We start from the raw sequence: 21331 nt of genomic DNA on the forward strand, positions 1-21331 counted from the left end.
AACCCTCTCCTATCTCTTTCTTTTATCTGCTTTCATTAAAAAGTAAAGTAGAATCAGATAACAATCTTATGACTTAATTTTATATTGAATCACTCGTTTTTTTAGCCAGCCTATAACAACTGCATCCATTAGCCCTACAAAAGCTCTATTAAAAACTCCATACTTTGATACTCCATATTCTCTTTGTCTGTGGCTAACTTCGACCTCAATCACATTGAAACCATTCATTTTAGCTAAAGTTGGTAAAAACCGATGCATCCCTTCATGTAAATATAAACTGTGGGCAACCTCTCGTTTCATTAGTTTCATCGGACAACCAGTATCATAGATTATGTCGTTAGTTAACTTATTTCTAACACCATTTCCAATCCGAGAAGAGATCTTTTTAATATACGTATCTTGACGCTTTAACCTCATCCCGTTTGCGAAATCATATTCCTTCATATATGGCATTAAAGTGAGTATATCGTGAGGATCCGTTTGTAGATCTGCATCAATTAATGAAATATACTCTCCTTTAGCTTCCCTCATCCCAGCCCATAGTGCAGCAGTCTGACCACAATTTTTTTCGAAATAGATAGGCTTGACATGTGAATCTGCTTTTGACAATTGCTCAAGTAAATTTGCACTATTATCTTTACTACCATCATCAACTAGTATAATTTCATATTCTTTTATTTTGTCTTTTACTGCATTTGTGATCGATTGATAAAGATTTTTTATATTTTCTTCTTCATTATAAATTGGTGCTACAACAGATAATTTAGTCATATTTATCCCTCCTATACCATTTAATAAATTGCTTAATACCATCCTCAAAATTAGTATTCGGCTTATAACTAATTAATCTCTTTGCCTTCGAAATATCAGCATATGTTTTTTGAACATCACCTGGTTGAGTAGGTAGTTTTTCTAAAGTAGCCTTTTTACCTAATATATTCTCAATTGTAAAGACCATTTGTTTTAGGGTTATTGTCGTACTCTCACCTAAATTAATAATTTCATAAACATGACTATGTTCTTCTAAATATAGTAACGACTTTTCCATTCCATCTATAATATCTCCAATATACGTATAATCCCTTTCTGATTGACCATCTCCATAAAAAGGAATGGGCTTTCCTTCGTCGATAAATTTCGTAAATTTATGAATTGCAAGATCAGGTCGTTGCCTTTCACCATAAACTGTGAAAAATCTAAGAAGCATCATATCGATCCCATATAGATGATGATATGTATGACAAATCACTTCACCACTTTTCTTTGTTGCTGCATATGGTGAAATAGCAAAATCTACATTATCATTTTCTGAAAAAGGTACAGTTTTATTATTTCCATATACAGAAGAAGATGATGCAAAAATTAATTTTTTGACATTATACTCTTTCATTAATTCTAAAAGTGTTAGTGTTCCTTGAATATTAACATCGATATAAATCTTTGGATCCTCTAGAGATGGTCTTACACCAGCATACCCAGCTAAGTGAATTACACAATCAATCGTTTCCTCCTGAAAAACAGTACCTAAGTTACCATAATCTCTAATATCAACCAAACATAAACGATAATTAGGTTGATCAACTAGTTTAACTAAACGATTCAAATCTTCTGTTTTATTAAGAAACTCAAAATTCACATCCATTTGAGTGCTTTCAAGAACATTTTTAATCTTTATTTTGTAATCATAAAAGCTTGTGAAGCTGTCAATATTAATAACCCTATTCCCTTTCTTTATTAGTTGTTCACAAATATGCGAACCTATAAAGCCAGAGCCACCTGTCACAACATAAGTTTTAATATTAAGTCACCTCGATTACGTATATTAATTTGTATTATCTTTTAGACGAATAAAGTCCAACATTCTAATATGTTTCAAACTATTCTTAAAATTACAGGAATCACTTCATTTACAATTATTCTTCTAATCTTACAAAACGAGACCTGGAGATATTAACTATAGTTCAGCTGCTATAGTTGCAATCTTCTCAGTAATCTTTACAAATTGTAAAAGCTCATCTTCTTCAAAATTGAGCAGAATATTTTCAAACATTTCTTTTCGATCCTGAATCACTAAATCTATCTTTTTTATCCCTTCTTCTGTTAACAAAATATTTACAACACGTCTATCTTTTTTATCATTCTCTCTATAAACTATGTTGTTATTTTCTAGCCGGTCGATCATAAAAGATACCGCGCTAGGTTTAACTTCCAAGAATTCTACGATTTCGGACATTTTGCATCTTTTATGTTTTCGTAAGTAAATTAGTAAATGAAATTGTGTAGCTGTAACGCCATGGTGCTCCAAAGTATCTATTAACTTAGGCTGCATCGTTTGGATAGAAGCCTGAAGTGCAAATTGAATTCTTTCAATATATTCGTTCTTTCCTTCCAACTTATTCCCCCCTTTTATACATTTTATTATCGTTAAATTTTTAGTAGCATTAAAAATTAATTAATATTAAATTTTAATGCCCATTAATATTTAATGGGCATTAAATTTATATGTATACAATATAATAATCATCAATGTCTATTTTTTTTTACTAAATTTCAGATTATTGCCTTTTTACTTACTCATGAACCCTTTATGAGTAACTATTTTTCAGATTTTTGCTCTTTCTCATACTCATGATCCCTACTTGAATAAGTAATTTTCAGATTCTCATTATTTTACGAACATCTGAAGCGACCGATAAATAAATAACCAAAATCCTGGAAAATATATATAAGTTAACGAAACAACTCACATATTCTCGTTATAAAAATTATAAAAAATAGTCCATCAAATCATTTAGATTCGATGGACCATTTTTTTATAGAGATCTAATTTTTTGTTTTTTTGTATGCCAATGGTGTCATCTTCATCGACTTCCGGAATTTATCAATAAAATAGCTTGTACTGTTAAACCCCACTTGATAGGCAACATCAGTGACATTAGATTCTGGCTGTTGCAACAATATTAAACTTTTTTGAATTCGATAATCGGTTACATAGTTCAAAGGTGTTGTCTTTAAAATTCGTTTGAAATATCGACAGCACTCAGATCGACTTAATTGACCAGCTCTTGCGATATCGTCTAAAAGAATTTTTTCAGTATAATGTGTGTGTATCCAGTTTATCATCTGCTTCATGCGATTACTCTTTACTACTACCGTCTGTTCATACTCTAATTCAATACCATTCATAATTAAGTTCTTCCAAATTAATGTTAGATATAGGCCGACGTCGATTTCATAGAATGATGAATTTTGTTTGATCAATTGATTGATTTTCAAAATATAGTTCAAAATGGTATTCGCCCAAAGCTCCTTTGGATCTAAGAATAGATAAGGTAAATTAGTCGCTTGGAAATAAGGCTTTACATAAGTTGTATAAAGTTCTTGAGATAATACGAAACTTGGAGAAACATTTATACATATATAGGCACAGTCTGAATCATTTTTATCTTTTGCCATATGCAGACAACCACTATTTATAAATACCCCCTCGCCCTCTTGAACAAAAATAACGTCTTCATTTATTTGAAAAATTGCTTCTCCATGTACAACGAAAACAAATTGAAATTCATCATGCCAATGAAGTGGAATATAACCATTTGTGTTTTGGTTAATCGTTGTTTCGTAACAAGCAATTGGTAAAACTACGGTACGGTGTTCAGTTAATTCTTTAAAACTTTGGTCCACCATAAAATCTTTAATTTGCATTTCCCTATATCCACCTCAATATCCTTACACTTTTCCATTCGATTTGAGTATTATTTCAAAGGTTTTCCACTTATCATTTAAAATATTATAACACTATTTTTATATTTTAAGATGGAGGGTCAATCATGAATAGACGAAAGGGAATATTACTTGTAATCACGGGGGGAGTTTTTTGGGGGATTGGTGGTACAGTGGCAAAAAAGCTTTTTCAGCAGTATCAAATCGATGTAGATTGGCTAGTTACAATCCGCTTGCTCATAGCTGGAATCTTACTCTTAACTGTTCAATTTTTTGGAAAAGACCGTTCCCAAATCCTTAGGGTTTGGAAAAATGGAAGAACTGCAATTCAATTAATTATCTTCGGAGTACTGGGAATGCTTGCCGTTCAATACACTTACATGGCTTCTATTGAACATGGAAATGCTGCAGTTGCAACGCTATTGCAGTACTTAGCACCTGTTATGATTATCGTATATTTAATTCTCCGTAAACAAACTGCTATAACACGAAGAGACTTTTTCACTGTTTCTCTAGCTTTAGTTGGTTGTTTTTTCTTATTAACAAACGGCTCAATCTCTCAATTATCTGTCCCAACAATTGCAATAGCTTGGGGTGTTTTATCTGGAGTAGCTTTAGCATTTTACACTTTATTTGCGGTCCCATTACTGAAACAATTCGATTCACTTGTCATTGTCGGATGGGCTATGATTATCGGGGGTTTTGTATTAAGTTTTATCCATCCCCCTTGGCAAATGGACTATAAAAGCTTAACAATTGAGGCCTTTTTATATTTAGTCTTTATTATCATATTTGGTACGATGCTTGCATTTTGGTTCTATATTAAAAGTTTACAAAGTCTGCCACCTAAAGAATCAAGTCTTCTAGGAAGCGTTGAGCCACTAGCCGCTGTTTTAACCACGGTCTTTTGGTTAAAAGAACCTTTTGGTTTTTTCCAGTGGGTTGGTACAGCTTGTATCATTGGTATGATATTATTGTTAGCTCTGAATAAAGAGTCTACTTCAAAAACTAGCCACCCCTCTAAAAATAAAGAACCCATGAAAGTTAGCTGAATCGAGCGGGTATTAAACTAAGCTGCCCATTTATTGCTATAAAAAATGCAACAAATAGGCAGCTCGGGATCTTCACATATGCATACGTTCGTATTATAAGGTCGGTCAGTTAAATTACTGGTTGGCCAATTTTTTTATAGTCTTTTTCAGCCTACACCATATAAACTGTTTCCCTTTAAACTTTTATACAAGATTCTTTATATATAGAAGAAAGTTGTTTAAAACAATCCCCAAACATCTAAATAATAAGCTCCAAAAATGATGAAAATAAGACTTAAAGCGATTGATAAATAAACAACTAAAATCCTAGAAAATTTAAATGTTTGATTATTAATATCATTACCTTTTATAAAATAACTGATCGTTGAAATGATTAAGGCAAATATTCCTGCAATAATTGAAGATAATCCAATGATCTTTGATAATGCATCACCCATTTTTGCATTAGAGGTCATCGTAGAAAAATGAAGATTAGTAATTAAAAAGCCTACTCCCATAATCGTTATACTTGTTCTTACCCAAGCAAGATACGTTCTTTCATTTGCTAAGTGCTGTTGTATATATCTAGAATCAATTGTTTCTTTCTGCTTTTCTAATGCGTTATTCATATTCATACCTCTGCATCTAAACTCTCACTAAAGATTTACTAGCTTTTTTCCCTTTTCCGTTGGGGTTTGATGATTTCTATTTCCAAAAATCAATATTAATCCCCCTGCAATTACCATAGCAATTGCTATACCAAACACTGCAATGCTATACCCACCTGCTGCATTTGTTCCAGAATTTTGTATAAGTTTCCCAATAATAATTGGAGTAATTATTCCAGATGAAGTCATTATTCCAAAATAAGATCCTGTCATAACGCCTTTGCGGTGTGGGAGTATGCTAACCACTATAGCTGGGCTAAGTGTGTTTACTGTGGCTACAAGCGTATTTACTAATGATAGTATGATAATGATTGAAGCAGCTCCATTCAAAAACGGGTATAAAGAATACAAAATTCCAGCTATTAAAACACTAATAGTAGAAAATAAAATGCGAGATTTCCATATACTTTGTGCCTTTTTATATAAACGATCTGAGAATATTGACAATCCAATTGCTAGAACAGCCCCAATTAATCCAGAAATAGCAATAACTAAGGCAGACTGTTGTTCAGAAAATCCTTTTACTTTTATTAAGTATGTCGGATTAAAAGTAAGTCCAAAGACAATGAACGAGTAGGCAATAAATGCAATTAGAGTAGTAAATATAAATATAGGAGATTGTAAAGCTTTCCATATTTCTTTCTTATTATTCTTTGTTTTGTTTTCAATCGTACTAGCTTCGTCTTGAAGTAAAACAGTTGGTTTTATTCTTCCTACCCATAGCCAACAAATCAACCAGAGAAAGCTAAAAATACCAGAAATAAAAAATGCTTGTCTCCAACCGTAATTTGATATGAAAGAAACGATTATAGGTGCTGTTACAGCTATTCCGACAACATTTCCAAAATTAATGATCGATATTGCTAATCCTCGTGATTCAGGTTTAAACCATTTACTTAAATGACTAATTGCAGTTGCCAAAAACGCCCCTTCTCCCGCACCTAATAAAACTCTACTTAAGATTAGAACAGGTAGGCTTGATGCAAACAAAGCCATAGATTGTGCGATTGTCCATACAATTGCCATAATAGCAAGTGATTTACCAGTTCCTATGCGATCTGATAAAGTGCCACCTACTATTCCAAATAATGAAAATAACCAATAAAAACTACTACCTAAGATACCAAACTCTGTAGAGGTTAAGTTCAAGTCATTTGTAATATGTATACCAGCTAAACCTAAGATAGTTTTGTCAGCAAAATTAATAATAGCCATAATAAAAAGTAAAAATAAAATAATCCATTTCGCCCAACTTTTCATCCAAGCTCCTGCCTCTCATAAAATACAAAACTTTTTACAATTTAAAGGATTTACATTCATACCTTTAAAAAAAAGCACCTGCTATGTCTTAATTATGCTAAGCATAATTAAGCAGGTGCCTATTTTTCACAGTTAATTAAGGAACTACGATATTTATATAACGGTCAAATTCATCTAAAAGTGATAAAAATTCATTCAATTTCGTGTGGTTACCAGAAATAGCTAATCTTCCTGCAGCCACTCCTTGTTCAGGTGTGAGAAGACCTAGAACAATTCCGTAAAATGTCATTTGATCAATTAGTAAAGTAACATCTGCATTAACAGCTAATTTATTTCCTTTAAAATACAAAACAGAGTTCTCTAAATAAATCGTATATTGTTGATCGGAATTTGATAATGTTACATTCATTGTTATTTTTTTACTATCTGCTTTTGGACCATTTAATTTAACGGCTACTAGTTTTAAGAATTCATTTACAGGCATGTTTTTAATAACTTCAGAAACATCTAAAGGAGATTGATCTTTGTAGATGCCATTTCTCAGTTCGTATGCACCAACAAGATAAATATTGCGCCAGTTAGCAGACTCAGCTTGATATCCTAATTGTTCGAATGCATCTGCTAATAGATTTTTAGCTTCTGAGTTTTCAGAATCAGCCATTACTACATTTTTTAATACTTGAGCTACCCAGCGATACTCTCCATTTTCAAAGTCAACTTTAGCTTGTATCAAAATATTTGCTGCCCCACCCATATATTCTACATATTTTCGACCTGCTTCTACTTGTGGTAATGGATCTAAATCAGAAGGATGAGCACTATAGAAGCCTAAATAGTAATTATAAACACCCTTTGAATTATGTTTCAAAGTTCCATAATATCCACGATTACCCCAATATGTATCTAATTCTTTTGGAAGTTTAATCGTTTCGGCTATCTCATCCATCGTATAACCGAGGTTTGCTAAGCGCACCGACTGATCATGCATATATTTATATAAATCACGTTGAAGCTTTAAATGTTCTATTACATTTGTTTTCTCCCAAACAGGCCAAGCATGAATCATAAGTAAAGCATCGATATCTTCTGTTTCAAATAAATCGATTGTTTTATCTAGAGCATTTGCCCAAAGTAATGCATCTCGGGTTTTTGCACCCCTTACTGTATAGATTTGATGCATCAATTTATTTGCGTTCTCTGATACGAATAATACTTTGTAATCTTTTATATAAAAATGCATTTCAGCTGGTGCTTCTGTGTTTGGAGTTAATAAAAATTTAAATGTTACACCATCGATTTCCATCAATTGAATTTCGTTTTCTATTTCTACATTTGGTAACACGAAACTCGTAGTCCCTGCAGTCATAGTTGGTCCAATGCCTACTGATACAGATCCTTGTGTACCGTCTGATAAATTTTTACCAAACTGATACTCCGCTCTACGCGTCATTATCGTACCTAAAAGTACATTTTCACTTAACGCTTCATTTGTAAAAAATTGAGGAACTACAATTGGAATATTTGGACTTTCAGCATATTTTAGAACTGCTTGAATACCACCAAAATGATCAGCATGACTTTGACTTATAATAATGGCTGTTACTGGCTTTTGTGGTCTATTTTTATAGTATAATTCCATTGCTGCTTTAGCAGATTCATTACTACCTAATGCGTCAACGACAATCACTCCCGTTTTCCCTTCAATAAAAAAGTTAGTCACCATCGATTGCCCACGAACTTGATATACTCCTTCAACCACTTCAAACAAACCAGAAATAGCCTGTAGCTGCGCGTTTCTCCATAAACTTGGATTAACAGTCTCAGGAGCAATTTCACTTAAATAGTCCAGTTGTTCGATGTCCCAGACAACTTCACCAGAATCATTTTTAATAATTTTTGCTTCTAGTGGTGCAATAAATCCTCTATTTGCATCAATGAAGTCCTGTAGATCATCAAAATTTAGAGTATCATAGACTGCTAAATTAGCATTTTTAGTAAAAGCAGTTGCGGGTTTTGATTGAGTAAGTACTTTATTTGTCATAAGAACCTCCAAGAATTGTTAGTAATTCAAAAGTGTTTATCATTTCCTTTAAACTAATTAACTTCCACTTGTTCTACATTTAAAGCTCTTTTTAAAATTTTCCCTGTACTATTCTTTGGTAATTCGGTCTTAAATTCGATTTGTTTTGGTAGTTTGTACTTTGCAAGTTTGTCCATACAGAAATACAAAATATCTTCCATCGTTATCGATTCATCATTTGATACGACAAATGCCTTTACGATCTGTCCGTAATCCTGATCAGTGATTCCAATTACTGCTACTTCTACAATCGCTGGGTGTTGATAAATTACTTCCTCTACTTCTCTTGGATAGACATTATAGCCACCTACAATAATCATGTCTTTTATTCGATCAACAATATAGATGTAACCATCAGTATCCATCTTTGCTAAGTCGCCAGTATAAAACCAATCATTTTTAATAACCTTAGCTGTTTCTTCAGACATACCAAGATATCCAATCATCACATTTGGACCTTTTACAATTAGTTCCCCTATTTCTCCTCTTTGAACTTCATTACCATTTTTGTCGACAACTTTATTTAATACACCAGGAATATTTACGCCAACAGAACCAGGTTTTTTTTCTCCTTTTAAGGGATTAAATGCCGTTACAGGAGCGGTTTCCGAAAGACCAAATCCTTCGAGAATAATAGTCTTATATTTTTCTTCAAACTTTTGTAGTAATTCAAGTGGCATAGATGCTCCACCTGAAAAACATGCACGGATTGATGCGAAATACTCAGCTGAATATTCCTTTAATTGTAATAAAAAGTTATACATCGTTGGAACACCAGCAAATAATGTCACTTCCTCATTAAAGATTGTATTAATGACTTCACGAGGACTAAATCTTTGAACAATTACTATATTTCCTCCGCACATGATAGGTGCATTAATACAGATTGATAGACAGAATACATGGAACATTGGAAGAACAGCTAAAATGCGATCATTTTTTTTAAAATCGACCATTTCTACAATTGATTGAGCATTTGATACTAAATTGCGATGAGACAACATCGCACCTTTTGGTTTACCAGTCGTCCCAGACGTATATAAAATAACTGCCAGGTCCTCTTCCATCATTAATGGATATTCATTGGCTTTAGACTTCGTTTCAAACAACGATTCCACAGAATACAACATTTCGATGTGCTTTAACTCAACTTTAAGAGCATCAATGATTTCTTCCATCGTAAAATCTGCAATGACAGCTTTTACTTGGCTGTTCGATAAAATATATGAAATTTCATTTTTCGTAAAGATTGGATTAACAGGTACAACTACACCGCCTGCACGAAGAATTCCATAGTAGGCAGTGACAAATTCAGGACAATTTCCTAATATCAAGGCTACTTTATCACCTTTTCTGATTCCATCATTTATTAATTTCGATGCAACACATTCAACTTGAAAAAGTAATTCACCATACGTTACATTTTTATTTTCAAATGTAATCGCTAGATGATTTGGGAATTTCTCTGCACTTTTACTCAAACTTTCAAATAAATTCGAACTCATTACTAAGCCTCCTGGTAATACAAAATTTATTAGAATGTAACGTAGAGAAACACAAGAGCGATTGATTAATCAATTAGTACCATCAATATGAATATAGCTGAGGCACCATCATCAATTTGAAGGTGCCTCTTAATTTTGATTAAAAATTATGAAATTGCTAAGCCAGGGCCTACAACTTCATTTGAAATTTTCGCAATAATTTCAGGTGGAATTTTGAAGAAAATTCCACAAGGATCGCTATGAACCAGTGCTACAATATATGCCAAATTATCTACATTCACCTCAAAGTCAGCAAACGTGCTTGGCAAGCCAACTTTTTCTCGGAGATTACGAATGAATAATACAACTTCTGCTAGACATGCTTCTGGGCTCTCTGGGATATTCTTTAGACCTAACGCTTCCGCAAAGCCATGAATTCGTTTTAAATAAAATGGTGCTAGAGATTCCATTACATTCGGTAATAACACTGCATTTGCTAGTCCATGTGGAATTCCGAATTTTGCTCCGAATACATGTGCTATATTGTGAACCGGAATTGCATTAACTGAAAGACTGAAAGCAGAAATTGCCATTGCACTAGCATTTAACATATTCGATCGCGACGCAAGATTCCCACCATCATGAACAGCTGTAGGTAAGTTTTCTACAATCATTCGAATTGATTGAAGTGCGTATGCATCTGTCATTGGATTTGACTGAGGAGAAAAATATGCCTCAATTGCATGAGTTAATGCATCAAATCCAGTGAATGCAGTAATTTTTGAAGGTAAACCAATTGTTAGTTCTGGATCTAAAATAGCCATATCAGGACTTATAAATGTATTTAAGATATTCGTTTTAATTCCAGCTTTTTCATTGAATACTACAGCGATTGGCGACACTTCTGCTCCAGTACCAGCAGTTGTTGCAATGGCAACGTGTGGAATTGGAATATACTGAGCTTTTGGCCAAAATTCCATTACATTTCCAACAAGAAGTTCTTCACGAATGTCATCAACTTTATTATGTAGCATCCATTTAATTGCTTTTACTGTATCTAAAACACTTCCGCCACCAACAGCAATTAATGCATCTCCATTACATTCTTTATAGAACTTAGCGCCACGGTTTATGATTTCACCTTTAGCATCCTGTTCGATGTCTTCAAAAACACCTACTAACTGTACATCGCTAGGTATTGTCTCAAATAACTCCTTGATTTTATCCGTAATTCCTGCTTGAGTTATCCCTTTATCAACATAAAGAACTGCTCTTTTACCACCAAGTCCTCTAATCATTTCAGGTAACAAAGTGCGAGCCCCAGCTCCACTGTTAACAACTGTTCGAACCGAAAATTGGAAAAATGATGTTATCATTGGATCACCTTCTCTTTTCTATTAATGTTTATAATCGGTTTAGACTAAATTTTTTATAATAAAATGCTATACCAAGGTTTTTGACTTAGTTCAGGAGTAAGTGAGCAGTGAACATGTTTTACTTGTGTGTATTCGTCTAACGCATATCGACCAAGCTCACGACCAAATCCACTTTGTTTATAGCCTCCAAATGGTGCGTCGCTTCTCAACATATGCCAGTCATTGATCCAAACTGTTCCTGCCTTTAATTCTTTTGATATTTGAAGTGCTTTATTAACATCTTTAGACCAAATACCAGCTGCTAACCCATAAATCGTATCATTAGCAATTTCAATCGCTTCCTCAATTGTTGAATATCGAATTACGCAGAGTACAGGACCAAAAATCTCTTCTTGAGCAATTTTCATTTTATTATGAACATCCGCGAAAATCGTTGGTTCAACAAAGTATCCATTGTCATAACCGTTACCTGTTAATCGTTTACCACCACAAACTAAACGAGCACCTTCTTGAATTCCAGCCTCAATATAAGATAGAACAGTGTTTAGTTGTTGTTCTGAAGCCATCGGTCCCATTCCAGTCGTCATATCAAGCTGATTTCCAATCGTAATTGAAGAAGACAACTTCGCTAATTGGTCCACTACCTCATCATAGATTGAATCATGTACTAAAAGGCGCGTTCCTGATTCACATAGTTGTCCAGAATGAAGACAGAAACCGAATAAGCTACCTGGAATAGCAATATCTAAATCAGCATCTGGTAAAACGATAGACGGTGATTTTCCTCCCAATTCCAGCGTTACTCTTTTAACTGTTCCAGAAGCTAACTCCATAATCCGTCTTCCTACTTCAGTGGATCCCGTAAATGCTACCTTATCTACATGTGGATGAGTTGCTAGCACTTCTCCAACAGTAGCTCCCGGTCCTGCAACAACATTGAAAACTCCTGTCGGGATTCCAGCTTCTGTAGCTAATTCTGCTAGTTTCAAAGCAGAGAGTGGAGTATTGGATGCTGGTTTAACAATGATTGAATTCCCCATTGCCAGTGCTGGTGCAATTTTCCACATAGCTAAAAGCATTGGTAGATTCCAAGGTGTGATTGCAGCTACAACACCTAAGCCCTCTCGCCATACTTGATTATTACTAGGTCCTGGAAAAGGTAGTACTGGTAATGACTCAACAAATGGATACTCAACAGTAAATTTCGCTGTTTGCTGAAGTAAATCTACTAAATATAAAATATCTAAATTCGAGATTCGTCTTACTGTTGCTCCAGAGCTAACAGATTCCAAGAATGCAAGTTCTTGAGAATGTTCAACAATTTTATTTCCGAAATTAATTAAGATTTGAGCTCTTTCTTTCGGTGATTTTTTTGACCATATTCCTGAATCAAATGCATTACGAGCAGATTCAATAGCTGCTTCAGTATCTTCTCTTCCTGCCTTAGCTACAAGAGCGATTACCTCTCCAGTTGCAGGATTTTTCACACTGAATGTTTCACCACTTTTTGCTGGTGTCCATTTCCCATCAATATAAAGCGGAAATTCCAATACTTTTTCAATCGTTTGCATTTAAATGCCTCCTAAAAATAGTTATTTAATATTAGATAAATAGGAAATACAGTAATACCTGACCCCCTATAAAGAAAACGCTTGCAAATCTAAAAGAATTTTTAGAGAATAATAATAAGACTTGTTTTGATGAAAAATTAAGAATTATCTGAATTGATTGTATAACTTCACAATCACTTAGTAAAATTATGATTTGTAATACCTCGTTCGCATTTTCTAATATCTAAAATTAGAGGTTTTTTATTTCTAATATAGTAATCTTTATAAAAGGTGGTCATCATATGCACATACAAAAACTAAAGGTTCTTTGCGAAGTCGCGAGGACTGGTTCTGTTTCAATAGCTGGCCAGAATCTTCATATAAGCCAATCTGGTATCAGTCAAGATATAAAAAAAATAGAAGATGAGTTAGGTGTTAAAATATTCGAGCGATCTCGTTATGGGGTTGTTCTATCAAGTGAAGGAACTCGAATAATAAAAAAAGCAAATGCGGTATTGTTAAAATATGAAGAGATGATTGATGAGGCTAGAAAAATATTAGAAATTCACTCTGGAAATCTGAGGGTCTCAACCATACCTGCTCTCATTCCTTATTTATTAAAGCCTTTAATGGAATTTAAGACTTTATATTCAAATTTAACGATTGAAATCTCAGAAAATATGACTGAACGTACTGTTGATGCGATTCAACAAAATAAAGCCGAAGTCGGACTTATATGCATGTATGACGATCTTTTGAAAAATATTGAACTTTTAAATTTCGAAAGTATTCTTGAGGGAAAGTTAAAAGTTTACGTAAGTAATGATTCACCTTTTGCTCAAAAGAAAAAGATCACACCAGAGGAAATCCTTCAGCAAGCAGTAGTATTATACAATGGAGATTATATTAAGTGGTTTATTAATAATTTCCAGCTGAAATTTGGAAAAATGAATATTCTTTTTTCATCAAATCAAACGGAAGAATTATCTCGCTTAGTCTCCGAAGGATTTGCTATTACCTTTGCCCCAGATTTCGCAACTAAAAATAACCCATATGTTATGGACAACAAGATCGTTGAAATCGACCTGATTAATTATGAACCTATAAATGCTACTCTTGGAATTATTCATACAAAGAACCGTGCTCCTTCAAAAATGGAGAAACACTTAATCCATTTCATTAAATCTGAATTACAATACTATATAAGTTAAAAAACAACTCACATATTCTAGTAATAATAAAAAATAGTCCATCAAATCATTTAGATTCGATGGACTATTTTTTATAACTACTTTTTATTAGCAATTTAGCAAAAGAGACTATTTAATTGCTACTCTTAATTCCTTGACCGGCAACGATGTGTGTTCAAAATTTATTTAAATAATTCCCCTAAATAATAAGGCATTTGGCGTCGCCACCACACCCAATCATGTGAAACATCTTCGCCCCACTCATCAAACCATGCTTTAATTTGTTTTTCTTCAAAGGCTTCTTTTAATGTAAAGTATGAGGGCAGACCATCCTGTTCCCAATCTCCCCTCCCGGTACAAATAATGATATCTGCTGAACGATATCGATCAATAAACCAGCCGTCATTTTGATGCCATATGTAATCACTCGGTGAATTTTCATATACAAGTGGATCATTTCCGTAATCCCCAAAAAAGAAACGCACATCGTAAACACCGCTAAGTGCAACGGTTGTTTGGAAGACATCCGGATGTCTTAAGAAAAAGTTCAACGCATGATATGCTCCCATACTACAACCCGTTGTCATCATTGGATCAAACCAATCTGTTTTATGTTTAATAAATGGAATTGCTTCTGAAATCACATAACGATCATACGCTTCATGAGCTAATGCACGGTCATGCACCGATTTTGAGTCGTGTAGCCAACTTTCGCTATCAACACTAGCCAATGTAAAAAACTGAACTTTTCCGGATTCAATATATTCCTGACATACATCAATCATTCCAAAATTATTGTATTCAAAATGCGTCCCTCCGGATGAAGGAAAAACTAAGATTGGCATGCCACTGTGTCCATATCTGTTCAACGGCATTTCACGTCCTAATTCGCCACTCCAATGGGTTAACTGTTCAATATGCATCGAAAAATCTCCTATCTCTATACGTTTACAAGTTTGTTTTTTGTTCGTTCATGTACAAAACCGATAATGTCATCGACTTCTTCCTGGGAATCTGCATTAATCGCATAAAATTGATTTCCTTGCAGGTGGGCAAACGCTTCTGGTATACGCTGTTCAAACTTCACACGGTCACCAAATCGTTCATAAATAGCATCCGTATCATGTTTATATTCATAAGCATCGCGCTGTGTTACACCTATACAAAACTGGTTTTCGGCATCTGGCTCCTTAAATTCTCCTCCTGTCACAATAGAGGCATACTGAGCAAACAAATCGATGGAGTACGCGAAATTGTACATATCGATCGTGTAACCGCCAGCTAAGCGGTTATTATATTCAAGTGCAACATAACTTCCATCTTCTAATTTAAAAAACTCAATATGGAAAAAGCGTTCTTTCATCCCAAAAGCTTCTACAATCGCCTTTCCATAAGTTTCAAGCTTTGGATCAATTTCTTTTTGAATCACGTAAGCTAAATCCAACTGATCCTTAACAAGTTCCAGAGTTGGCACATTATATGTAAAGCTCGTTTGGAAAACAATTTTCCCTTTCTGATCCACCAAACCATCAAATGTACAAAGCACGCCTCCTTCAACATAAGGTTCTAAGAAGTAGACCTGTTCTTCGCTCCATTCTTCTTCAAATTGACGCACTGCCTCTTCTGAACATAATTTAAAGGTTGCAGCCGTTCCAACTCCATTATCTGGTTTAGCAATAACTGGCAAACCTAATTGATCAATGGCTTTAGATAAATCCTTTTTAGTTTTAACGATTTTCCCATCTACAACAGGCACACCTGCTTTTTTAAACAGCTTCTTCATTTCAGATTTATATTTAACTTTTTTCAAGTCACTCGTTTTATTCCCATACACATTAAATTGCTCACGTAACTGCGCATCAAGTTCTAGCCAGTGCTCGTTATTGGATTCAATGCGATCAATTGGACCGTGTTTATAAAATAAAAATGCAACAGCACGTTTCACTTCATCTATATCTTCTAAATTATTCACACGATAATATTCTGTTAGAGAGTTTTGCAATTTGGAACCTAATTGGTCATATAACTCTTCGCCAATTCCTAAAACATTGACCCCTTCGTCTTTTAATCGATGAGCAAATGCCTGAAAATTACTTGGATAATAAGGTGATATCAAAATATAATTCATTAAAAAGCTCCTCTCACAATATAAAAAATTTAAATGTTTAATAGCTGAGGTAAACGTTCATTCAAGACCACTTTTCACTTAAGAAACGTAAACATTCTGGCAAGTGTTTTGCCCAAGCTTTTTCATCATGTTCTTCATCCGCAAAAATATTTAAACAAATATTATCAATCGGAATAGAACCTTTTATTAGTTGTTTATAATACTTAAGCGAGCAATCGATATATGCTTGTTTCATATTGCCATACATCAATTTCCGATCGGTGTCATCACCTTCTTGAGTCCCAACTTGAATGTACACGCGTTGATCGGGATCCAACTCTTCACTAGCAAGATAACTGTCAAAGGCTTTACTTGTAATCCAATTGGCTAAAGAAAAAATGCCTAAACAACCAATTTGATTTTTATATTCAATCCCCATAAAAGACGAAATATTTCCTCCAAGTGAACTGCCAATCATCGCTGTATGGTATTTATCCGATTTAGTTCGATATTGCTGATCGATAAACGGCTTCACGACTGTCATGACGAACTTAGCAAACTCCACGCCTTTTCCGCCTAATTCAATATCTTCAGGAAGTGGACTTTCAGTAATTTTCCAAGGCGTATATTCATTAATTCGATCATTTTCAGCGTTATTGATACCAACAACAATCATCCTTGGTAAATCGGGATTCAGTTTAATTGCCGGAATAACTTTCCATGAATATCCACTATAAGATTCACTGCTGTAGAAAATATTTTGTCCATCATGCATATAGACAACTGGGTAACTTTCTGCCTCATCCTTATCATAATTTTTCGGCAATAAAACACGCACACGACGTTTTTCATTTTTATAAGACATGTGCAATTCATGTGTTTCTAGCTTTAAATAAAAATAGGATTGATTCATTTAATATCCTCGCTCCTTTGAAATTACATTAATTATTGGCCAATTAAAATCTCGGTCTATAAATGCAATTTGTAACTAATTCAACGAAAATAAATTAGATTCCTTCTTGAAAAATCATGCTAGTTAGCTCTAGAAGTATGTTTTAATAAATAAATACTTTATAATCAGATTATCTTTTATGAATTAGGATGATTTTTATGATGACCGTAAAGGATTTATTTCATTTGTCCGTAACAAATGATTTTAAATAGATCAATAAACTACTTATCTATTTTAGTGAGAACGGAAATTTCTGTGAAATGAGTTAACTAGTTTCTATACTGTACTTTAAAATAAGAAAAAATGAGGAATGCAAAATGAAAAGGAAAATCGGATCATGTACCACTATCTTGGTTGGAAAAAAGGCATCAATTGATGGGTCCACCCTAATTGCACGAAATGAAGATGGAAGTGGTGAATCATTAAACCCACAAAGATTTGTAGTGATTAATCCAGAAGATCAACCGAAAGTCTTCCATTCAGTTGTTAGTGGTGTGGAAATACCACTACCTGACAATCCACTACGTTACACGTCAACTCCAGATGCTAACGATGCTTATGGAATTTGGGCAGGTGGTGGAATCAATAGTAATAACGTCGCAATGACTGCTACTGAAACGATTACTACGAATGCTCGTATTTTGGGGATTGATCCGTTAGTAAAAGGCGGAATTGGAGAAGCTGATATTTTGACGATTGTTTTACCATATATTCATTCTGCTAAAGAAGGTGTAATTCGTTTAGGAGAATTATTAGAAAGATATGGAACATATGAGTCAAATGGTATTGCTTTTGCTGACAAAGATGAAATTTGGTATTTAGAAACAATTGGAGGACATCATTGGGCAGCAATACGAATACCAGATGACGCTTACGTTATTGCACCAAATCGTTTTAATATTGATCATTTTGACTTTGATTCTACAGATACTCTATATTCAGCCGATTTACCAGAACTTATTGAAAAATATCATTTAAATCCTGATTTTAATCAAGTGAATTTACGACATATTTTTGGCAGTGCTACAATTAAAGACACTCGATATAATAACCCTAGAGCTTGGTATATCCAAAAACACTTCAATCCAGAGATTGAAAAATCTCCTACAGATCATGACTTACCTTTTATTTGTCGTGCGAACCGCAAAATTTCTGTAGAAGATATCAAGTGGGCACTAAGTTCACATTTTCAAAACACTCAATTTGATCCTTATGGCAAAGGGAATGAAGCTGAAAAACACTTATTTCGTCCAATTGGAATCAATCGAAACCAAGGAACACATATTTTGCAAATTCGAAATGATGTGCCGGAAGAAATCGCAGGAGTTCATTGGCTAGCTTTCGGTCCTAATACGTTCAATGCTATGATTCCTTTTTATGCGAATGTTTCCACTACACCTGCTTGTTATCATAATACGACAGAAACTTTTGATCCAAATACGATCTATTGGTTAAGTAGAACAATTGCGCTTATCGGAGACGCTAATTATGACTTATACAGTGACCTTGAAGCTAGTTTCGAACAAAACACTGTTGCTGCTTGTCGTGCAATCCAGATAAGAGCAGATCAAGAGGTTATTAATCGGAAAGATATCCTTACCTATTTAGAAGGCACTAATGAACAAATGGCCGAGCTTTCTCTAAATAATACTTTAAAGCTCTTAGGAAACATGGTAGGTTTAGGCTCTGCACAAATGAAATTGCGTTATTCATTAAATGACTAGAGAACAAAAGATATTACTAAAAAAGCCACAAGGAAAATTAATTTCCTTGTGGCTTTCTCTCTGCTTGCAAAACATCGAATTTCAAAAATTGATATTTCATATAGAAAAGGTTCTTAAAAAATTTCTTTGTTAAAAAATTCTTAATTTAGTATTAAACACTTTTATAAAAAAGTGACGTATTCATATTTTTATATTGAAAAATAATTAAAATGATGAAAGAGACCTAGATTAACTGAAATGACATAATTATTTTAAATAAAATAGGAGTGGGTAAACCACTCCTATTTATCAATATCTTTTCAGTTTACTGAATACTTAATTTTACTACTTTATATCAATAAAGTTTTCTGCTCAATTTAATAAAACTTTATTTTGAAAATTCTATTTATTAAACAGATAAAAACCCTAAATAATTTAATTCACTGTTTTGCCATATATGATTACTAACATACTTTCAAATACCTCCGATAAAATATTTGAAGCACTTCTATACTAACAATATTAAGGAGGATATACATTGAATACTATTAAAAAAGTTTTTTCTATTGGTACAATTTCTTCAACGTTGCTTATGTGTGGAACAGCTTTTGCAGCAAGTGGTACATACACTTCCACCTATAGTATGAAGGGTGGCGTTGAAAGTAAGAGGTTTGATGTAGGCAAAAAACCTACTTTTGTTGTTTCAGTAACTCCAACACAAGGTGTTTGGTTATATCCTGAACATAAAAAAGAAGCTTCTATTGAGTTAATTTTGAAAAAAGATGTTTTTGGAATCGATCCTGAATATGACACTAGTAATGTATCTTCAGTTACTGGAGGAAAACGAACTCTTACCAATGAAACTGATGGAAAGTATTACATTTATTATCGAAATTATACGGATGAACGTATGGAAGGCAAAACAAATATTTCGTGGAAGTTTTAAGTTATGATAGGATTTACAGCGACACTGGATCTTTTTGAATTTTTACTTGTATATTTTTTAGCATTACTGCTTTATTTTATAAATGTAATTTTTATCAGGAAGAATTTTACTCCTATAAGGTTATTTCATTTTTGTACATGGTTGTTCTATTGGTTATCATTAATAAAAGTAGTTTTTTTTCCATTTTCATATCGTTTTAAACATAACCCTGAAATATTTAGAAGTGATTTATTGTATCAATTCGTACCTTTTCACACCATATTTGATTCAATCAAATATGACTTATGGATTCAAATAATAGGTAACATTGCTTTATTGCTACCAATACCATTACTATTTGTAGTACTAAAAAGTAAAAACCTACCTTTTTATAAAAACTTTATTTTTGGACTTACCTTGACGATCTCAATCGAGTTGATTCAGCTATTAATCAATTATTCTACCAAATATCCTAATAAAGTTATGGATATCGATGATGTAATATTAAACATGATTGGTATATTGTTAGGTTGGCTTATTTCGAAAGTATACTCAGCATGGTATTTAACCCCAAAGAAAACCCTATCTCAAAACAGTTACTTATAAACAGAAAAATATCATTTCAAGTATTTTCAGAAAAATTCTTTGAAATAATTAATGGATTTATATTAAAGCTCTTAGGAAACATGGTAGGTTTAGGCTCTGCACAAATGAAATTGCGTTATTCATTAAATAATTAGAGAACAAGAGAGATAACTAAAAAAGCCACAAGGAAAATTAATTACCTTGTGGCTTTCTATATTTTTATAGGGAAGATTGTACTAAAAAAGTATTATTACATTTTAATAGAAATAACGCTTGTCCAATCACCATAAACTTTTTGTGCTCCAACCATCTTGTAAGAACGGATTTTGTAGTAGTAAGTTTTACCTTTACTTAATCCTTTGTTTGTATAATTCGTTGTTGTCACACTACTTAGGTGAGAGTATGTTCCTGTTTTTGAAGTTGCTCTTACAATTTCATATCCCGTTGCACCTGAAGCTTTTGACCATGCTAGTTTCACAGAGTCTTTTCCAGACTTCGTTAATTTCGCATTTGATGGTTTAGCTGGAATAGCTACCCATTTTGCGTAAATTGTTGTGTTTGCTGTAACATGATCCTTCGCAAAGTTCCAAGCTACTTTTCCTGTTGCATCTTTGTACCATCCAAGGAATACATATCCTTTTCTAGTCGGAGATTTCGGTTGGCTAATTGTTGCATTATAAATTGCTGTTTTTGAAGC

At 33.5% G+C, this 21331-nt stretch carries 19 protein-coding genes; 5 read left to right on the forward strand and 14 right to left on the reverse strand.

The features are described 5' to 3' along the window. Positions 1-66: 66 nt before the first annotated feature. The 4 genes from CN601_RS04890 to CN601_RS04905 all read right to left on the reverse strand — a co-directional run bounded on the left by CN601_RS04890 (position 67) and on the right by CN601_RS04905 (position 3705). A complete protein-coding gene (locus CN601_RS04890) occupies positions 67-771 on the reverse strand; it encodes a glycosyltransferase family 2 protein (RefSeq protein WP_098117300.1) in 705 nt (234 codons plus the stop codon). After that, on the reverse strand, positions 764-1783 hold the full coding sequence (locus CN601_RS04895; RefSeq protein WP_257131611.1) for a GDP-mannose 4,6-dehydratase: 1020 nt from the start codon (positions 1781-1783) through the stop codon (positions 764-766). Before CN601_RS04895 ends, CN601_RS04890 begins: the two co-directional genes overlap by 8 nt. Before the next feature lie 171 nt (positions 1784-1954). After that, on the reverse strand, positions 1955-2392 hold the full coding sequence (locus CN601_RS04900) for a MarR family winged helix-turn-helix transcriptional regulator (protein WP_098170301.1): 438 nt from the start codon (positions 2390-2392) through the stop codon (positions 1955-1957). Between the two features lie 431 nt (positions 2393-2823). Further along, entirely contained in the window at positions 2824-3705 is an 882-nt protein-coding gene (locus CN601_RS04905; RefSeq protein WP_098170302.1) for an AraC family transcriptional regulator, read from the reverse strand. Positions 3706-3830: 125 nt separating this feature from the next. On the opposite strand from CN601_RS04905, the gene CN601_RS04910 reads away from it, so the two are divergent. Further along, on the forward strand, positions 3831-4775 hold the full coding sequence (locus tag CN601_RS04910) for an EamA family transporter (protein WP_098170303.1): 945 nt from the start codon (positions 3831-3833) through the stop codon (positions 4773-4775). Positions 4776-4993: 218 nt separating this feature from the next. Here the strand turns inward: CN601_RS04910 and CN601_RS04915 are convergent, their stop codons facing one another. From CN601_RS04915 to CN601_RS04940, 6 genes are all read right to left on the reverse strand, one after another. Continuing rightward, a complete protein-coding gene (locus tag CN601_RS04915; RefSeq protein WP_098170304.1) occupies positions 4994-5383 on the reverse strand; it encodes a YidH family protein in 390 nt (129 codons plus the stop codon). 27 nt (positions 5384-5410) lie between these two features. Continuing rightward, positions 5411-6682 carry an MFS transporter gene (locus CN601_RS04920; RefSeq protein WP_098170305.1) on the reverse strand — a complete coding sequence of 424 codons (1272 nt, stop codon included), beginning with the start codon at positions 6680-6682 and terminating at the stop codon, positions 5411-5413. A 136-nt stretch (positions 6683-6818) separates the two neighbouring features. After that, entirely contained in the window at positions 6819-8723 is a 1905-nt protein-coding gene (locus CN601_RS04925; protein ID WP_098170306.1) for an alkyl/aryl-sulfatase, read from the reverse strand. A gap of 53 nt (positions 8724-8776) precedes the next feature. Continuing rightward, positions 8777-10267, reverse strand: a complete 1491-nt coding sequence (locus tag CN601_RS04930) for a long-chain-fatty-acid--CoA ligase (protein WP_098170307.1) — start codon at positions 10265-10267, stop codon at positions 8777-8779. Positions 10268-10413: 146 nt separating this feature from the next. Next, entirely contained in the window at positions 10414-11622 is a 1209-nt protein-coding gene (locus CN601_RS04935; RefSeq protein WP_098170308.1) for an iron-containing alcohol dehydrogenase, read from the reverse strand. 53 nt (positions 11623-11675) lie between these two features. After that, entirely contained in the window at positions 11676-13193 is a 1518-nt protein-coding gene (locus CN601_RS04940; protein ID WP_098170309.1) for an aldehyde dehydrogenase family protein, read from the reverse strand. Between the two features lie 281 nt (positions 13194-13474). On the opposite strand from CN601_RS04940, the gene CN601_RS04945 reads away from it, so the two are divergent. Then, entirely contained in the window at positions 13475-14383 is a 909-nt protein-coding gene (locus CN601_RS04945; RefSeq protein WP_098170310.1) for a LysR family transcriptional regulator, read from the forward strand. A 161-nt stretch (positions 14384-14544) separates the two neighbouring features. Here CN601_RS04945 and CN601_RS04950 read toward each other — a convergent pair whose 3' ends face one another. From CN601_RS04950 to CN601_RS04960, 3 genes are all read right to left on the reverse strand, one after another. After that, the gene (locus CN601_RS04950) at positions 14545-15237 is read right to left on the reverse strand and encodes an esterase family protein (protein ID WP_257131612.1); all 693 of its coding nucleotides are present in this window, start codon (positions 15235-15237) and stop codon (positions 14545-14547) included. A 65-nt stretch (positions 15238-15302) separates the two neighbouring features. Further along, complete coding sequence (locus tag CN601_RS04955) at positions 15303-16490, reverse strand: ATP-grasp domain-containing protein (protein ID WP_098170312.1); 1188 nt, start codon at positions 16488-16490, stop codon at positions 15303-15305. Between the two features lie 61 nt (positions 16491-16551). Continuing rightward, positions 16552-17382 (reverse strand): alpha/beta hydrolase, encoded by an 831-nt coding sequence (locus tag CN601_RS04960; RefSeq protein WP_098170313.1) that lies wholly within the window; start codon positions 17380-17382, stop codon positions 16552-16554. Between the two features lie 356 nt (positions 17383-17738). Between CN601_RS04960 and CN601_RS04965 the strand changes: the two genes are divergently transcribed. The 3 genes from CN601_RS04965 to CN601_RS04975 all read left to right on the forward strand — a co-directional run bounded on the left by CN601_RS04965 (position 17739) and on the right by CN601_RS04975 (position 20655). Then, entirely contained in the window at positions 17739-19145 is a 1407-nt protein-coding gene (locus CN601_RS04965; RefSeq protein ID WP_098170314.1) for a C69 family dipeptidase, read from the forward strand. A 517-nt stretch (positions 19146-19662) separates the two neighbouring features. Then, a complete protein-coding gene (locus CN601_RS04970) occupies positions 19663-20070 on the forward strand; it encodes a hypothetical protein (RefSeq protein WP_098170315.1) in 408 nt (135 codons plus the stop codon). Positions 20071-20073: 3 nt separating this feature from the next. Continuing rightward, on the forward strand, positions 20074-20655 hold the full coding sequence (locus CN601_RS04975; protein ID WP_098170316.1) for a VanZ family protein: 582 nt from the start codon (positions 20074-20076) through the stop codon (positions 20653-20655). Between the two features lie 229 nt (positions 20656-20884). Here the strand turns inward: CN601_RS04975 and CN601_RS04980 are convergent. After that, the coding region (locus CN601_RS04980) for an InlB B-repeat-containing protein (RefSeq protein WP_179865440.1) at positions 20885-21331 on the reverse strand (447 nt) is incomplete at its 5' end.

Source organism: Bacillus sp. AFS017336, from assembly GCF_002555445.1.
Taxonomy (GTDB): Bacteria; Bacillota; Bacilli; order Bacillales; family Bacillaceae_G; genus Gottfriedia.

What these genes read in the sequence shown, in the direction of transcription:
- CN601_RS04930 (WP_098170307.1), bottom strand. Translation starts at nt 10,267, where the DNA reads ATGAGTTCGAATTTATTTGAAAGTTTGAGTAAAAGTGCAGAGAAATTC.
- CN601_RS04925 (WP_098170306.1), bottom strand. Translation starts at nt 8,723, where the DNA reads ATGACAAATAAAGTACTTACTCAATCAAAACCCGCAACTGCTTTTACT.
- CN601_RS04910 (WP_098170303.1), top strand. Translation starts at nt 3,831, where the DNA reads ATGAATAGACGAAAGGGAATATTACTTGTAATCACGGGGGGAGTTTTT.
- CN601_RS04915 (WP_098170304.1), bottom strand. Translation starts at nt 5,383, where the DNA reads ATGAATAACGCATTAGAAAAGCAGAAAGAAACAATTGATTCTAGATAT.
- CN601_RS04965 (WP_098170314.1), top strand. Translation starts at nt 17,739, where the DNA reads ATGAAAAGGAAAATCGGATCATGTACCACTATCTTGGTTGGAAAAAAG.
- CN601_RS04890 (WP_098117300.1), bottom strand. Translation starts at nt 771, where the DNA reads ATGACTAAATTATCTGTTGTAGCACCAATTTATAATGAAGAAGAAAAT.
- CN601_RS04940 (WP_098170309.1), bottom strand. Translation starts at nt 13,193, where the DNA reads ATGCAAACGATTGAAAAAGTATTGGAATTTCCGCTTTATATTGATGGG.
- CN601_RS04920 (WP_098170305.1), bottom strand. Translation starts at nt 6,682, where the DNA reads ATGAAAAGTTGGGCGAAATGGATTATTTTATTTTTACTTTTTATTATG.
- CN601_RS04950 (WP_257131612.1), bottom strand. Translation starts at nt 15,237, where the DNA reads ATGCCGTTGAACAGATATGGACACAGTGGCATGCCAATCTTAGTTTTT.
- CN601_RS04935 (WP_098170308.1), bottom strand. Translation starts at nt 11,622, where the DNA reads ATGATAACATCATTTTTCCAATTTTCGGTTCGAACAGTTGTTAACAGT.
- CN601_RS04945 (WP_098170310.1), top strand. Translation starts at nt 13,475, where the DNA reads ATGCACATACAAAAACTAAAGGTTCTTTGCGAAGTCGCGAGGACTGGT.
- CN601_RS04955 (WP_098170312.1), bottom strand. Translation starts at nt 16,490, where the DNA reads ATGAATTATATTTTGATATCACCTTATTATCCAAGTAATTTTCAGGCA.
- CN601_RS04975 (WP_098170316.1), top strand. Translation starts at nt 20,074, where the DNA reads ATGATAGGATTTACAGCGACACTGGATCTTTTTGAATTTTTACTTGTA.
- CN601_RS04905 (WP_098170302.1), bottom strand. Translation starts at nt 3,705, where the DNA reads ATGCAAATTAAAGATTTTATGGTGGACCAAAGTTTTAAAGAATTAACT.
- CN601_RS04960 (WP_098170313.1), bottom strand. Translation starts at nt 17,382, where the DNA reads ATGAATCAATCCTATTTTTATTTAAAGCTAGAAACACATGAATTGCAC.